The following is a 15,123-nucleotide window of genomic DNA, read 5'->3' as shown; positions in this document are numbered from 1 at the left end:
GGTCATTAATATTTTTCGGTGGGGTTCCATGCGCCGGTGGCTGCAGCAATCTATATGCCCCCGCGCGCATATTGGCATCCATCATGGCCTCTTGGGATGTACGCCTGCTCACGGCCACCTACGATGTGAAAAGCGACCCTGTGGTGGTCGAGCTCTACGGAAAGACCCGCGACGGGAGGTCAATTGTCATCCGGCACCACGGTTTCAAACCCTACTTCTATATTCTCGAGCCCTCCGATGCGACCCTGCAGTCCCTGAAAGCCGACCCCGATGTCCTTGATATCAGGGAGGAATGGCTCGAGCTCGGGGGGGAAAAGAGGAGATTCGAAAGGATTACCATCAAATTCCCCTATAGGGTGCCCCACTACAGGGAGAAATACAAAAGGGAGACTGAGTTCTTCGCGGCCGATATACCGTTTGGCCAGAGGTTCGTATTCGACATGGATCTGGGTGCATGTTTCAGAGCCGAGGGCAGCATGGTTGGGAGCCAGGAAAGGGAGAAGTACGCGGTTGACCTTGTAGTGGACGCGGCCGCCGAAGGTGCCTACGGGCCATGCGAGCCCTTTCATCCACCGCTCAAGATACTCAGTTTCGATGTCGAGAACAGCATACGGAAAGAAACCTTCGGAAAGCTCTTCTGCGTCTCGGCCGCTGTACGGGACCCGGGAGCGCGTGAGCTACGGACTTTCACATTTACCGGTAGTGAGAAAGACATTCTCCACTCGTTCGAAGAGCTGGTGGTGCGCGAGGACCCGGACGTCATCACTGGGTATAATATAGACAACTACGACATCCCGACCCTTCTCGCGAGGGCAAAGGTCAACGGAATCGAAGAGCTTCACTGGGGGAGAGACCGCTCGGGACCTAGGACATTCAACGAGCGCTTCTGGCGCGTCACGGGGCGGATTGTCGCGGATGCTTGGTGGAGCGCCAAGCTCGCGCTCAGGCCGAAGAAGGAGACGCTGGCGGCGATTTCGAAGCTAGTCCTGAATGAAGAGAAGCTCGACGTCGACCCACTAAGAATCGACGAGGAATGGGCGGCGGACCCAGACAAGGTGGTCAGGTACTGCACCAAGGATGCGGAGCTCGCTCTCAGAATTCTTGAGAGAATCGCCATTCTCAAAAAGGCAATGGACCTGGCCACTGTGGCCCGCCTCCCCCTCGACGACGTCGTCAATGGCCGGACGAGCACATTCATCGACTCAATTCTGATAAGAAGGGCGGACCGGGCCAGGATAGCGGTCCCGATGACGAGGCATGAGAGGAAGGAGGCGAAGATAGAGGGGGGTTATGTCCACACAATCAGCCCCGGCCTCTACCACTGGGTCTGCGTCCTCGACTTTAAGTCAATGTACCCCACAATAATAATCACGAAAAATATTTGCTTCACCACCCTCCACCCCGAGGGGGAGATACGTAGCCCGACTGGAGCGAGATTCCTCTCGAGGGAAGTCCGGCCAGGCCTCCTGCCCGTTATCCTGGAGGAGCTGATGAGGGACAGGGCCGAGGCCCAGAGGAGGAGGGCCGAAGCAAGGGCCAAGGGAAACAAGGAGGAGGAGGAGTACTACAACGGCCTCCAGGAGGCCGTGAAGACGATGATGAACTCCTTCTACGGTGTCTTCGCTTCCGCGTTCTACAGGTTCACCAACCCGACCATTGGGGCTTCTATAACCGCTTTCGCCAGAGAGAGTATCAAGGGAGTCATAGAACGGCTGGAGGCGGAGGGGCTGACGGTGGTCTACAGCGACACGGACAGCGTGTTCTTCCTCCTCCCGGAAGGTCATAGGACCCTCGAGAAAGCCGTGGCCTTCGGCCGAGAGAAGGCCGAGGAGTTCTCGAGGGGAGGTGCCACTCTGGAGTTCCAGGGAATTTACGAGCCGATGTTTTCCCACGGAAAGAAGAAGCGCTATGTTGCCCGCTGCATATGGCCGAGGGAGGAGACCGTGGTGCGGGGCTATGAAATCAGGCGCACCGACTCATTCGACCTCCTGAGCGAGACGATGGCGGAGGTGTTTGAAAAGATTCTGGACGACAGAATAGAGGAGGCCACGGAACACGCGAGAGCCGTGATTCGCGCCACGCAGGCAGGCAGAGTGCCTCTCGAAAAGCTAGTCATATCCCGCACCGTTCAGGGCAGTGAGGGAGAGGACGGGGGCTGGACTTCTTACGTGAATCCAGATTCGATGGCCAATGTTGCGGCGGCGCGCAAGCTCACGGCACTAGGTTACGAGTTCGTTCCGGGAATGAAGGTTTCCTGGATTGTGACCGATGGAGACAAAACGCCCCAGCAGGTAGAACCTTATATCGACGGCAGGCCATTCCGCGCCACACCGGACTGGAAATACTACGCTCGGAGGCTAGCGGTCTCGCTCGCCCGAGTTACCGAGGTCTTTGGTCTGGACGAGAGGGCCCTTGTCACAGGGACGAAGCAAGCCGGTTTGGACCAATTTATGTAGAGCTAAGTGGTATTAGACACTCTGTATAAAGATTTATTAGAATAAATTTCTATTCGTTTTTTGAGAAGGGTTAACATGATAACAAGCAGGTTCCACGGGGATGAGTCTGAGCTCCAGCGCGATTGGGCCATGACTAAATTGAAGAGGAGGAGGCTCGCTGTTTTTATTATATTCTCTGTCGCCGCCCTCATCCTATTCGCCCTGCTCGCTCGCCTCTCGAAAGACTTCAGAACAGACCCGCTTTCCATCCCAATCTATCCGGCACTTCTTGCCCCTTTAGTCTTCGGCATCGCCTCCATCGCCGCGGGTGCCTACTTCAAATCAAAGCTGCTTGCGCTCGTGCCCCCTCAGGAGAGGCCCCGCATGACATCCCGCTACGTAAGAACGGGCCTCGTCTGGATAATACTGTTCCTCATCGGCCTGGTTTTCTTCCTCCCCCTCGTGCCGCTGTCGCCCGGCGACAATTATCTCGAGGCCGCCCTCGCCACAGAAGGTGTCACCACAGTCTCGGGCGGGAGCTTTGTCAAGCTTCACTTCCAAGGACGCGATCCCCTCGATGTCTCGAGGAGTGAGGTGACTGTCAGATCCTTGAATAATGTATCCCTCAACTATTTTCTAATGCTCAGGGAGGACGCCGAGGCCTATGAAAGCGACAGGAGTGTGGCTACGGCCAGCTACGACCACGCAGAAAACACCACCCGGTACGTCTACAGGGGGACGGAGCTCGAGGCGCGCAGCTACACTCTCATCGTAGAGAACGAAGGTGATGAGGAGGCAAGAATTCAGTACACGATTCTCCAAAGAACTTTCGACGAGCTCTCCATCTCCATCGTCCTCTTTTTGCTTATGTACATTGCTGCGGTCAGCGGATGGGTGGTCTATTTGCGCTCACGAGCAAGGAAAGAAGCTCTCGCGCCTGCCGCGCCTCCGCAGATTCGCGTCCCTGGCGCGGCACCCGCGCCCTCCCAGCCGCCTGTAGCACCGGAAAGGATGATAGCCCCCGCAGGGCCCCTTGGAGCCCCGGGTTTCGCTCCCGCCACGCCCGTCCCCCCCTCGGTCGCGGAACCACCCGCCACGGGCGTGAAGCAACCGATAGACTGTCCGCGCTGTGGCACGCGCTTCGAGGTTTTCCGCGGCACCGGACCGACCAGAATTCGCTGCCCGACCTGCGGGAAGGAAGGAACCCTTGCGGGAGTCCCCCCGCCAGTCCAGACTGCACCGGCTACAGCTCCGGCTCCGGGGATCGCTCAGGAATCCTTGGCCGCGTCCACACCACCTACCCCGGCAGCTCCACAGGCCTACACCGCCCCTACCGAGCCGGAAACCGTCCATATGGCCCCGCCGCCCCCCGCTCCCCCTTCCGCGCCCGTCTACCACCCCGCAGGGGAGTCGCCCGCGGCCATTCCCCACTACCCGGCCCCCCAATATGAGCCCCGTTACGAGGCCCCCCCGCCCCCACCGCCTTCCGCCGTCGAGAAAAGAACAATCGCGTGCCCCCGCTGCAAACAGGCGTTTCAAATAGACAAAGCCGAGGGACCCCAGCAAGTGAAGTGCCCCTTCTGCGGAAAGGAGGGGACGATAGGAAAGAGGGCTGCGCCGGCGCCACAGGCCCCTATTCCCGCGCCTACGCCCGCGACTCCCTCAACCGCGCAGGCGGCCGGGCCGGCACCCTTTCCACCCCCTCCCGTCACAACTCAGCCCCCCGCCGCGGCTCCTCCGCCATCCGTCCCACCTAAAATGATATCGTGCCCCGGGTGCAGAACCGTTTTCCCGGTCACGGAGATTCGAAGGCCAATTCAGGTCAAGTGCCCCAGCTGCGGAAAGGAGGGAGTGCTCAGAAAGTGAGACAAAATGAGCCGATGTTAGCAGGGATGAAAAGGGCAAGTGTCGTAATCATCGTAGCCCTCATGATTCCTTCAGTTACACCTGTGACGGGGGCTGAGGAGTTCAGGCTGCCCAGATGGGTGGCGGGCGACACATGGGTCTATACGACACTCACGAAGTCCCCATATGAAACGCTCAGGGGAAACATGAGTGTCTCCGTTACCGGTGAGGGAAGGCTGAGGACGGGCAATGAAACTCATAGCGTATACATTCTCTCACTCAAAAAGAAAGAGATGAGTGAGACCTACACGAGGACAACAGTTTCTAGGATTTATGTTGCAAAAGCCACCCTCTGCACAATTCAATCGAGAAGCACAATTGAGGTCACCAGTGGCTCCCTGCGCTCCATGGCGGAGCTCACCTTGACCTACACCCCCTCAGACGGCCGCTACCTCTTCCCCCTCGCGCTCAATAGGAGCTGGAGGTCCTGGTTCAATGTGACGCGTATTGAGGTCTGGGAGGGGGTGAGGAGAGTCTCGGAGCACTGCCTTACCATCAACTACATCTGCGGCTGGGCTGGCACCATCAAAATCGGAAAGACAAATTACACAGCATTCCTCGTTAACTGCACGGAGGAGGGTTCGGGCAATTATACGAACTATTGGTACTCTGAGAAAGTCAGGGGCGATGTGAAGGTGGAGACGTACGATGCGGCCTCAGGCGTGCTGAGTATAATTACTCTTAAAAAATACAGCCGCTTCTCTGGAGGGGGACCATTGCTCGGCCCCGACACTGAAAGGATAGTTGCCCTTCTCGGAGTGTCTCTAGTGCTCCTTGGAGCCGCGGCCGCTATTGGCGGTGCGTCCCGACTAAGAGAAAGGCTCGAGCGGAGGGAGGGGAAGGGGCCGACCGGGCCGCCAGTGCAATACTCGGCGGGGGAGCGGTGGACCACCCCGGGGCTAAAAATGCAGCAGCGATAGTATTTTAGTCTCGAAAACAGTATCACGCGAGGGTGAAGATGATGCGCAGAGTCCTCGCGGTGATTGTGCTGATGCTAATGACGGTATCCGCCCTTCTTTTTCCGGCAGCTATAGGAGATAATGATTCGCTCAAGGTGGTCGTCCTGGTCGAGGACAAGGACTACTCCGTTGGCACCTCCGGGAAAGTCACGGTGCACGTCTTCGACAAAGGAGTACACAGGGACGCGGACTCTACGCCTGAGGTGGAGATTGGCTTTTATCCCTCCCGAGAAATCCCAGTGAGCCGGGTATCCGAGGGTGTCTATCAGGGCATATTCACGATTCAGAGCGAGGACTTCAGGTGGGGCTTTGCCTCCATCTCCGCTACTGCCACGTTTGGCAAGTCCGACGATACCGACACCACCTACAACGAGGATACTGATAGCGTCATGATATGGCCTCCCACCACGAGAGGAGCCGGTCTAGAGGTCCGGTGCTGGCTGAAATCTGTTTCTGACAGCGTTCTTCACGCAGGGACCAAGGTTGTCGTGGCGGCGGAGGTCACGGACGACGGCACCGCTGTAACACCCAGCTCGTTCGACCTGACTGTCACCTACGAGAATGACGAGGGCGAAGACGAAACGGACTATCTGGCCTATACAAACCCTTCAAAGGGGATTTACGAGAGCGAGGCCTACACCATCCCGGATCTTCCATACAGCACCGATTTCAGGTTCAAGGCTGTGGCAAATTACCATGGAAATGATAGGGAGGACTCCGTTTCCGTCCAATACAATCATTTTACAGTGGTTTACCACAACATAAGCAGAGGAATAACGGAGACCACTTTCGAGATTTACATCGCCGGGAGCGACGGGAAGCCAGTCAAAGGGGCCCACATCGACCTAGGGTACGACGACGAGGACAGCTGGGAGCCAAGGTGGGTGGATGCGGGATTCACTGACGACAACGGCAAGGCAAGGGTAACGCTGCAGTATGACAGGGGCTCAGAAAGCCTCGACATCACCGGCTACGCCAATGCGAGCGGAAAGAGCCAGAGGTTCTCCGGTGAAATCCAGCTCCGCGACAAGACGGGCACCCCTCACCCATCGAGCGAGGAGTTCGAGGTGGTATTTGGAGGGCCTGAAAAGAGCTACAAACCGGGCCAGAGCCTAACTAGAGAATATGTAGTCTTCAACAATTCTAGACCTTGGGGTGAAAAGGAGATCTACTGCTACATTAAATCCGGAACTTTTGACCTGAGCCAATTCTTAATGCCCTCATTGAGCGCCGTGGAGGCGAAAGTCCTGACCACCGACTCTTCTGGAAAATTGAAGCTGACTCTGTCGCCTCCCCCGGGCAAGAGCACTTTCTACAATGTCGAGTTCGAGAGCGCCACGGGCGAGCATCCAAAGCCCGATGGCTGGGATTCGGACCACGACAGCCTAGATGGAAAGTACTACTCCGAGGACAGTGATAGCTTTTGGGCCGGCAATATTCTTACGGGAACGATGGAGGTCAAAGTTGAGACGCTCAATCTAGGCTCCCCGACCAAAATTACCGCGACCGCGCGCGCCAGCGACCCCCCCGTGGCGACGACGGGGTGGGCTATAGGGGCAATCACAGACCCGATGGAGATGAGCGCGGACCCCAACTGGCAGGTCTGGAGCCAGATATCTGGATTTGCAACAAAGAGCGGGAGCACCTACCCCGGCTCCGTGCTCATACCATCCTTCATGCCAAAAGACCTCACATACACGGTCGGTATGGCTACGGAGGGAGAGGAAGGTTTCACATATGGCTTCGCAAGCCTGAAGCCTGGTCAGGGAACACAAAGCCAGGGAACGGGCGCGGGAGTCGCGCTCCCGATGCTTTTCATAGGTATCGCCCTGCTCTTCATAATCATAATCATTGCCGTCGCGGCCGTGGCGATAAAGAGGAAGAGAGCGAAGCCCGCTCCCGAGACAATACCTGTTCCGACGCAGGTGACACCGGCCAGCATCGAGCCTTCTGCTTTTCCGCAGGGTCCCGCACCTCCGCCCGGCCCTTCGGCTGCACCTCAGGCACAACCCCAGTACCAACCCCAGCCCACACAGCCGCCCTCGCCCGCGCAAACCCCTACCCAGCTCTACCAGCAGCCCTCTCAGCCCCAGCCACCTCCGTTTCCCCCCATCGCGCAGCCCCCTCCCAGCTATCCCTATCAGTACGGTCAGGTCCCCCTGTATCCTCCTCCCCCCTACCCGCAGCAGCCGCCCTACGGAACCCCCCAGCAATTGTATCAGACACAGCCAACGCCCGCTCCCGGATACTATCCGCAGGCCCAGGTCCAGACTCCGGTGGCCCAGGCCCCCGCGCCGAGCCCCCAGCCCTCTGTTACTCCCGTCATACCGGCCGCGGCCCCCCAGCCTCCCACCGCTCCGCAAGGAGCAAGGGCGGTCACCCTGCCCAACAATACCGTCTGTGCTTTCTGCAACCAATGGATGTTGCAGGGGGGTAGCGCGCTCCTCTGCTCCTGCGGGAAGTGCTACCACGAGCAGTGCGCCAGAATGATCGAGAGCTGTATATCCTGCAGGACTAAGCTGGTCTCCTGACCTTAAACCCCTCCGAGTGAGATCGGCATGAGATTCGTTGTTCCCTGGGCAGTGGCGCTCATCCTCATTCCGCTGACGTATCCCCTCACAGCCGCCGCTGAGGCACCTGAGCTAGATATGTTCGTGATCTCAAGCGTGAGCGTTTTGAGCCCAGGCGAGAGCGCAAACTTCACGGTCTATACATTCATTGACGGCGTGAGGGCCTCTTTCGACCGCCCCATCGAGGCCTGGGTTGTGGGCGGGGTCTATGATGTCAACATTCCGCTCCCCGTCCAAAATAGCTCACCGGGCATCTACAATTTCTGCTACACAATGGTGGCTTCCCACGCAAACCGTTATGGAGAGGTCGAAATTGTCGTAAGAGCATCCCACAGCACCGGGGTTTTTCAGGGGAGCGCTCTGAACTCTGCCTCCAAATACATAACCGTCTCCATTAGTAGGAATACAACGGATGAAACTCTTGAGGGCTTCCGCGCCCGGGCGTGGCTCCTCAGACTCTCCTCACCACTTCCCAAGCCGGGCAGCCACGCCACCTTCCTCTGCTGCATAACCCGGGGCGCGGAACTGGTGGACATTGAGGGGGTTCGCTTCGCCATGCACCATAGTCCCCTGAATGGGGAGCCGAGTAGCTACACCGCCGAACACACAAAAATCGCTCCGGGAATCTATCAGATCAACTTCACTATACCCTCACTAAAACACGACGATCGCTTCTATCTATATGCTGTGGTGCCTGGGGCGGAACACGAGCTACAGACCGGTGCGTGGATATGCATGGACTTTTTCACAGTAATTTATCATGAGCTGGGCATGGATGCTGGCCTAAAGAAGTTCGAGCTGTTTGTATCCGATTGGGGGGGGTCTCCGGTCAGGGGCGCAGAGGTGGTCCTTAGGGTGAGCGCGCCGGGAGCGAGCGGTAGCGAGACCATGTTCGGGCTCGGCAAGACGGACGCGAAGGGGAGGGTCAGGGGCTCCCTTCCCATACCGCCCGTAGGGGACGGGTACTACATTTTTGGTTGGGCCAATACGAGTCGCTTCTCACAGAGATTCTCAGGACGGATTGCGGGGCCGGGTGAGGGCTCTTTTTACGTCCCATCTACTAGCGACTTCACCGTCGTCCCTCTCCGCCGAGAACCCCCACTGAGCCTACTCCCGGGCGAGAGCCTTTGCGCTACCTACCGCGCCTTTTCCTATGGCAGGCCACTGGCTTCGACAGAGCTCAAGTGCTTTGTGACTTCGAAGAGGTATGGAGGTTCTATGCTGGTTTCATCGAACGTGGAGTGTGTGAAGGTGCAAACAGACGGGCAAGGAGGGTTCTCCCTGAACCTCACGATGCCTCCAGGGGAGAGCTCCTTCATCACCATCTATTTTAAAAACCCGCTCCCACGGCCGGAGAGCGGTGGGTACACCTCTGGAGCCTACGATTTCATAAGCTCGTCCCAACCCGACGATACGCTCTTCGGGGGCCTCCATACTAAGCTCTCGAGGGCCTATCCTGGTGGAAAAGTGAAGGTTACCGTCTCCGCACCTGGCAAGGACCTTCAAAGCGTCAGCGCGCATCTGGCCCTGGACGGCGCCGGTGGGGGTGATGGGGCATGGCAGACGTGGTCCACGTTTTCTTGGAACCTAGTGGGCCCGGACGAGGAGGGGTCCTTTTCTGCTGAAATCCCCCTGCCCATTCATCTTAAGCCAGGTACAAATGCGACGCTTATATTAACTATCAGCAACGAAACAGAGAGCGGCATCGAGCACCAAGAATATTTTAGGGTCCAGACCCCCCTCGCTACTAGTCCAGAGACCGACTTGTGCTGCTTCCTTGGCCTAGTCATTATTAACATAACTCTCATATTCTTTTTTCTTATTGCCTTCATAAACACGCGAAGGACGGCCGAAGGGGAGGCGGTTGTGGAGGGGCTTCAGCTTGGACCGCAGGAAGTCCCCGCTGGAGCCCAGCGCGATTCAGAGCTCGTGCCGCGCCGTGTCGCGCTTGAGCTAAGCAGGGACTGCGCGCTCTGCGGGCGCAGAATCGCGCGGGGAAACGTTGCCTTCCTCTGCTCCTGCGGAAGGTTGTTTCACGAACACTGCACGGGAGCGGGGGAGGCGTGCCCCGTCTGCGGCCGGAGATGGGGAAAGGGAGCTGAAAGTTAAATATTTATAGAAGCTCTGACATACCTGTCCTCCCCGAGAGAAAGACTCAAGGGAGGTGGAACGATGATGGGACAGGGAGGAACCGTGCCAATTCTGGTGCTGAAGGAAGGGACTCAGAGGGAGAAGGGCAGGGGTGCCCAGAGTAGCAATATCGCTGCCGCCCGCGCCATAGCGGACGCGGTTAAGAGCACTCTTGGCCCGAGAGGAATGGATAAGATGCTGGTTGACTCTATGGGAGACGTCGTAATCACGAATGACGGCGTGACCATACTTAAGGAGATTGACGTCGAGCATCCAGCCGCCAAAATGCTGGTCGAGGTGGCAAAGACGCAGGACCAAGAATGCGGCGACGGAACCACGACCGCGGTGATCCTCACAGGTGAGCTGCTCAAGCGCTCGGAGGAGCTGATTGAACAAAACGTCCACCCGACAATAATCACGGGCGGCTTCAGGATGGCGGCAGACAAGGCGACGGAAATTCTGGAAAAGCTTGCGGAGAAGGTAAACATAAACGACAAGGAGGTTCTGAAGAAGATCGCGATGACCTCCATGGCCAGCAAGGGCGGCGCGGCCTACAGGGAGAAGCTCGCTGAAATCGCTGTGAAGGCCGTGACTAGCATCGCCGAGGAACGCGACGGCAAGTATGTCGTGGACAAGGACAGCCTCCTCGTGGTCAAGAAGCATGGCGGGAGCGTCAGCGACACCGAGCTCGTTGATGGAATCATACTGGACAAGGAGGTCGTCCACGCTAACATGCCCAAGAGCGTGAAGGATGCAAAGATCGCTCTCCTCGACTGCGCCCTTGAGGTCAAAAAGACCGAGGTCGAGGCCAAGATTGAGATCACCTCGCCCGACCAGCTCCAGGCCTTCCTTGCTGAGGAAGAGAACATGCTGAAGAAGAAGGTCGAGCTGATAAAGAAGTCGGGGGCGAATGTTGTCATCTGTCAGAAGGGCATCGATGACCTCGTTCAGTACTATCTTGCCAAGGAGAAAATACTGGCGGTCAGAAGGGCGAAGGAGTCGGACATGAAGAAGCTAGCGCGGGCCACGGGAGGCAGAATCGTCACTAACCTGAACGACCTCTCAAAGGACGACCTGGGCCGCGCCGGTCTGGTCGAGGAGAGGAAGATAGGCGAGGACAAGATGACCTTCGTCACCGGCTGCCCGAAGGCCAAAGCGGTCTCCATACTCATACGGGGAGGGACGGAGCACGTCGTGGACGAGCTCGAGAGGTCCCTAGAGGACGCCACGAGGGTCGTCGCCGTCGCCATCGAAGATGGCAAGGTTCTGCCCGGCGGCGGGGCCGTACACGCCGAGCTCGCTCTCGCCCTCAAGGACTACGCTGCCAGTGTTGGCGGGAGGGAGCAGCTTGCAATAGACGCTTTCGCCGACACCCTTGAGGTTGTCCCTAGGACGCTCGCGGAGAACGCCGGCCTCGACCCAATAAACGTGCTGATAGACCTGCGCAAGGCCCACAAGAACAAGGAGAAGAGCGCGGGGGTGAATGTCTTCACCGGCAAGGTCGAGGACATGAAGAAGCTCAACGTGATAGAACCCCTGCGGGTCGACAAGCAGGCCATCCTCTCCGCCACCGAGGCTGCGGTGATGATACTAAGAATCGACGACATAATCGCAGCCAAGGCGACCAAGGGCCCACCGGGCGGGGCGCCTCCGGGCGGAGCGGGCGGCACGGGCGGCGGCATGGGCGACTATGACTAGATCCCCTCTCCCCCTTTCCCCTGTGCAATGGGTTAGCTGCGAAGGGGAAAGGGGTCCCATTTATTATTCAGAATTGGCGATGGAGTTCAGATGGGGAGAAAGGGGAGGAGGGGCTCCATTTGCTGCCCCGACGCGGCGGCCGCTTCGGGATGGGGCTGCGGTGCTCGGGCGGTGATGACGAGGCCCGGGGGTGGTGAGGGCCTGTGGCGGGGGAGAAGAGGGACTACTATGAGATGCTGGGTGTCTCGAGGGACGCCAGCACTGAAGAAATCAAGAGGGCCTACCGCGCCCTCGCCAAGAAGTACCACCCAGACCTGAACAAGGACAACCCGAAGGAGGCAGAGGAGAGATTCAAAGAGGTCTGCGAGGCCTACGAGGTGCTGGCTGACCCAGAAAAGCGCAGGCTTTACGACGCCTATGGCCACGCTGGTGTCTCACAGACCTTCGGCGAGGGCGGGTTCACCTGGGACCAGTTCTCCCACTTCGCAGACCTCGAAGACATATTCGGCGACCTGGGGTTCTTCGGGTTCGACTTCTTCGGCAGGTACAGGCGTCCCCAGACGGGGCCGGTGCCGGGCGACGACCTGCGCTACGACCTCGAGATCACCCTCGAGGAGGCTGCGAGCGGAATGGAGAAGGAAATCACCATTCCGAGAACCGCTCCATGCTCAGCCTGCAGCGGAACCGGCGCGGAGAGAGGCTCGTCGCCCCGGAAGTGCTCGAGATGCGACGGCTCCGGTCAGGTGAGGAGCGTCCGGTCCCGAGGCTACAGCCAGCTGATCACCATCACGACCTGTGACGCCTGCGGTGGAAAGGGGACGGTTATTGATAAGCCCTGTAGCGTTTGCCGAGGCGCGGGGGCAGTCTCGAAGCAGGAGACCATCCGGATTACGATCCCGCCCGGCGCTGACTCGGGCATAAGGCTGCGCGTGCCCGGAGGCGGCGAGGCTGGGAGGAGGGGTGGTCCGCCCGGTGATTTGTTTGTCGTCCTGCATGTCGCACCGCACAAGAGGTTCAAACGGGATGGGAACGACCTCTACACTGAAGCTGACATCTCATTTGTTCAGGCCGCACTAGGAGGTGAGATCGATATTCCGCTCCTGAACGGCACCGCGCGCCTGACGATTCCTCCAGGCACCCAGACCCACACGCTCTTTAGGCTACAGGGTAAGGGGATGCCCCGCTTCGGCGGCGGGGGAAGGGGGGACCTCTACGTCAGGGTCAGAGTGGTCACCCCCACCCGGCTGAGCGAGCGTCAGAAGGAAATTCTAAGGGAGTTCGCGAGGGAGGAGGGGGAGGAGGTCGGGGAGAGGAGGGGGTTTTTCAAGAGACCGGGAAGGAGGTGAGCCCAGCCCTTGAAGAAAAAGGGCCGCTCCCGGCAGGAGCTATTAAATACCCACACACAGATTATTTCCCGGTGGTGCTGTGGTAACGCAGGTCAGAGCGAGTCATATTCTAGTTGAGACGGAGCAGGAAGCCTATCAGATTCTCGACCAACTCACGGCTGGCAGGCCATTCGCCGCGCTCGCGCGCCAGTACTCAAAATGCCCCTCGGGGCAGAGGGGTGGGGACCTAGGCTACTTCACGCGTGGAAAAATGGTCAGGGAGTTCGAGGACGTGGTCTTCGCCCTTCAGAAAGGGCAGTTCTCAGGACCTGTCCAGACAAAGTTCGGCTGGCACATAATCCTGGTCACGGACAGGAAGTGAGAAGCTGGAGAATGCCGGCAAACCTCACCGGGAGGCCACGACATCCCCCGCCCCCTCCCCTCAGACCTCACCAGACCGCGCGGGCGCTTCTCGACCCGCGCACCCCCCAACCTCTCCACGGGCCAGTGAGAGCGCAGGCACGCTCACGGAGAGCACCTCGGCTCCCAGCCCTGCAGGAGACCCTCTCGCCGCCCAGATTCTCGAAATCCTCCGAATGATGAAGACGGTGGCCGTCGTGGGAGCCTCCGACAAGCCCGGAAGGCCGAGCCATCGCGTGACCTTCTACTTGATTCGGGCGGGCTTCGAGGTCTATCCAGTGAACCCAACGATAAAAGAGGTGGGTGGGCGTGGCACCTACCCGGACCTGAGATCCGTGCCCGTGCCAATCGACGTTGTGGACATTTTCCGGAGGCCAGAATCCATACTGCCTGTGGTCGAGGAGGCCATTTCCGTCGGCGCAAAAGCCATCTGGATGCAGGAGGGTATCGTGAACGAGGAGGCAGCTGCCCGGGCCCGGGCGGCCGGCCTAGCAGTGGTCATGGACCGCTGCATAATGAAAGAGCACAGGAAGATGCTCAGGGGCTAGGCGAGAGATGGAGCCCCTCTTTTCCCACAAACGGTCGGAGACTACCCGCGGAGCGTACTATGCGTTTTAGGTGCTGGTCCCAATATTCTCCCATGCCTCCACAGGAAGGTGGGGCCTTAGCCATTCTGCCTGGCAGCGAGAGCCCTCAGGTGGCCCGCCGCTCGTCCAGTCCAAAGAAGCAGGGATTTAGTGTAGCCCCGGTCGTGTAGGAAACGCAAGAGCCCGAGACCGCCCAGCACCGCCACAGCGCCCGCAACTCGGCCATAAATCGAGTTGAGCTCAAGCGAAGCCGCCACAGCTTGTAGGCCTAGGGCACCGAGCAGGGAAGGGAGATTGAGGGTCAAAAGCGTGAGGAGAAGAGAAAGCGAGAGAAAGAGTGCCAGATTGCGGAGGTAGCTTTCTACAAAAGAAGAGGCATCCGCAGGGGAGAGCCTTCCCTCCTCTATGTAACCCCAGCACCTCACTGAAGACTCCCCTGTCTCGATGAATAGTAGGAAGCAGAACGAGAAGAGGAGGATCTGGGGGAGCTCGGAGGCAGTGTTTGGGGTCCCGGCGGTGATGAAGAAGGAGAACATGGCCGATATAACTAGGTATACGGGTTTGTGGAGAAACAGGCCATAGAGGCCGAAGCACAGGGGTGCGGAATAGAATGAGAAGAGGAATAGCTGGACTGCTATTGTGGCGGTCAGGTTTGGATCCTGGGTTAGAGTAAGTGCGATGATGAAAAAGAGCACCAGGCCCCCGAGGAGATGCCAGACTGTGACATTGAACGGCAACCTGTATTTGTTCAGTCCGAAAAGTACGAGAGATGCCGCCACTAACAGAGAAAGGGAGGCACCCTCCAGGGTCCCGAGACGGCTCAGCAACTCCGACTTCTCCACCACGAGATAGGCTCCCCGGTTCATGTCCCAGTTGAGTACAAAGGCGACGAAGAGGGCGAAGGCGGCGAGGATGGTGAGAAAAAGGGGTTTGTGGCCATAAATCTCACTTGGCCCAGAGATTCCGTAAGTCGGGGAGGACTCTTCCCCCGTGGGCCCGTTCCCCCATGGGAGCAGATTGGGTAGCGGACCCCTCCCCGCACCATCTCTAAGCCTCCCCTCCCGGAAACCGCGCCCCAACTGCCCTGAGAGTAA

10 protein-coding genes are annotated in these 15,123 nt (G+C 58.7%); 9 read left to right on the top strand and 1 reads right to left on the bottom strand.

What is annotated here, in order from left to right:
* Positions 1 to 83 precede the first annotated feature (83 nt).
* From QW379_07340 to QW379_07300, 9 genes are all read left to right on the top strand, one after another.
* Positions 84 to 2,456, top strand: coding sequence for a DNA polymerase domain-containing protein (locus tag QW379_07340; GenBank protein ID MEM2870216.1), 2,373 nt, complete (start codon positions 84 to 86; stop codon positions 2,454 to 2,456).
* 75 nt (positions 2,457 to 2,531) lie between these two features.
* Positions 2,532 to 4,301: a hypothetical protein gene (locus QW379_07335; protein ID MEM2870215.1), complete on the top strand. Its 1,770-nt coding sequence runs from the start codon at positions 2,532 to 2,534 to the stop codon at positions 4,299 to 4,301.
* A gap of 26 nt (positions 4,302 to 4,327) precedes the next feature.
* Complete coding sequence (locus tag QW379_07330) at positions 4,328 to 5,260, top strand: hypothetical protein (protein MEM2870214.1); 933 nt, start codon at positions 4,328 to 4,330, stop codon at positions 5,258 to 5,260.
* A 38-nt stretch (positions 5,261 to 5,298) separates the two neighbouring features.
* Positions 5,299 to 7,830: a PHD finger domain-containing protein gene (locus tag QW379_07325; protein MEM2870213.1), complete on the top strand. Its 2,532-nt coding sequence runs from the start codon at positions 5,299 to 5,301 to the stop codon at positions 7,828 to 7,830.
* Between the two features lie 27 nt (positions 7,831 to 7,857).
* Positions 7,858 to 9,978 (top strand): RING finger protein, encoded by a 2,121-nt coding sequence (locus tag QW379_07320; GenBank protein MEM2870212.1) that lies wholly within the window; start codon positions 7,858 to 7,860, stop codon positions 9,976 to 9,978.
* A 63-nt stretch (positions 9,979 to 10,041) separates the two neighbouring features.
* Positions 10,042 to 11,697 carry a thermosome subunit beta gene (gene thsB, locus QW379_07315; GenBank protein MEM2870211.1) on the top strand — a complete coding sequence of 552 codons (1,656 nt, stop codon included), beginning with the start codon at positions 10,042 to 10,044 and terminating at the stop codon, positions 11,695 to 11,697.
* Positions 11,698 to 11,900: 203 nt separating this feature from the next.
* Complete coding sequence (gene dnaJ, locus QW379_07310; protein ID MEM2870210.1) at positions 11,901 to 13,043, top strand: molecular chaperone DnaJ; 1,143 nt, start codon at positions 11,901 to 11,903, stop codon at positions 13,041 to 13,043.
* Positions 13,044 to 13,122: 79 nt separating this feature from the next.
* Positions 13,123 to 13,404, top strand: coding sequence for a peptidylprolyl isomerase (locus QW379_07305; GenBank protein MEM2870209.1), 282 nt, complete (start codon positions 13,123 to 13,125; stop codon positions 13,402 to 13,404).
* 214 nt (positions 13,405 to 13,618) lie between these two features.
* Positions 13,619 to 13,990 carry a CoA-binding protein gene (locus QW379_07300; protein MEM2870208.1) on the top strand — a complete coding sequence of 124 codons (372 nt, stop codon included), beginning with the start codon at positions 13,619 to 13,621 and terminating at the stop codon, positions 13,988 to 13,990.
* 116 nt (positions 13,991 to 14,106) lie between these two features.
* Here QW379_07300 and QW379_07295 read toward each other — a convergent pair whose 3' ends face one another.
* Positions 14,107 to 15,108, bottom strand: coding sequence for a hypothetical protein (locus QW379_07295; GenBank protein ID MEM2870207.1), 1,002 nt, complete (start codon positions 15,106 to 15,108; stop codon positions 14,107 to 14,109).
* Between the last annotated feature and the right edge of the window lie 15 nt (positions 15,109 to 15,123).

The organism is Thermoplasmata archaeon (assembly GCA_038851035.1).
Classification (GTDB): domain Archaea; phylum Thermoplasmatota; class DTKX01; order VGTL01; family VGTL01; genus JAWCLH01.
The sequence above is the reverse complement of the archived record's forward strand: the minus strand, read 5'-3'. Positions and strand labels throughout refer to the sequence as shown.

Excerpts from the sequence above, each read along its gene's own strand:
- QW379_07340 (MEM2870216.1), top strand. The coding sequence starts at position 84 with ATGGCCTCTTGGGATGTACGCCTGCTCACGGCCACCTACGATGTGAAA.
- QW379_07335 (MEM2870215.1), top strand. The coding sequence starts at position 2,532 with ATGATAACAAGCAGGTTCCACGGGGATGAGTCTGAGCTCCAGCGCGAT.
- QW379_07330 (MEM2870214.1), top strand. The coding sequence starts at position 4,328 with ATGAAAAGGGCAAGTGTCGTAATCATCGTAGCCCTCATGATTCCTTCA.
- QW379_07325 (MEM2870213.1), top strand. The coding sequence starts at position 5,299 with ATGATGCGCAGAGTCCTCGCGGTGATTGTGCTGATGCTAATGACGGTA.
- QW379_07320 (MEM2870212.1), top strand. The coding sequence starts at position 7,858 with ATGAGATTCGTTGTTCCCTGGGCAGTGGCGCTCATCCTCATTCCGCTG.
- thsB (MEM2870211.1), top strand. The coding sequence starts at position 10,042 with ATGATGGGACAGGGAGGAACCGTGCCAATTCTGGTGCTGAAGGAAGGG.
- QW379_07300 (MEM2870208.1), top strand. The coding sequence starts at position 13,619 with ATGATGAAGACGGTGGCCGTCGTGGGAGCCTCCGACAAGCCCGGAAGG.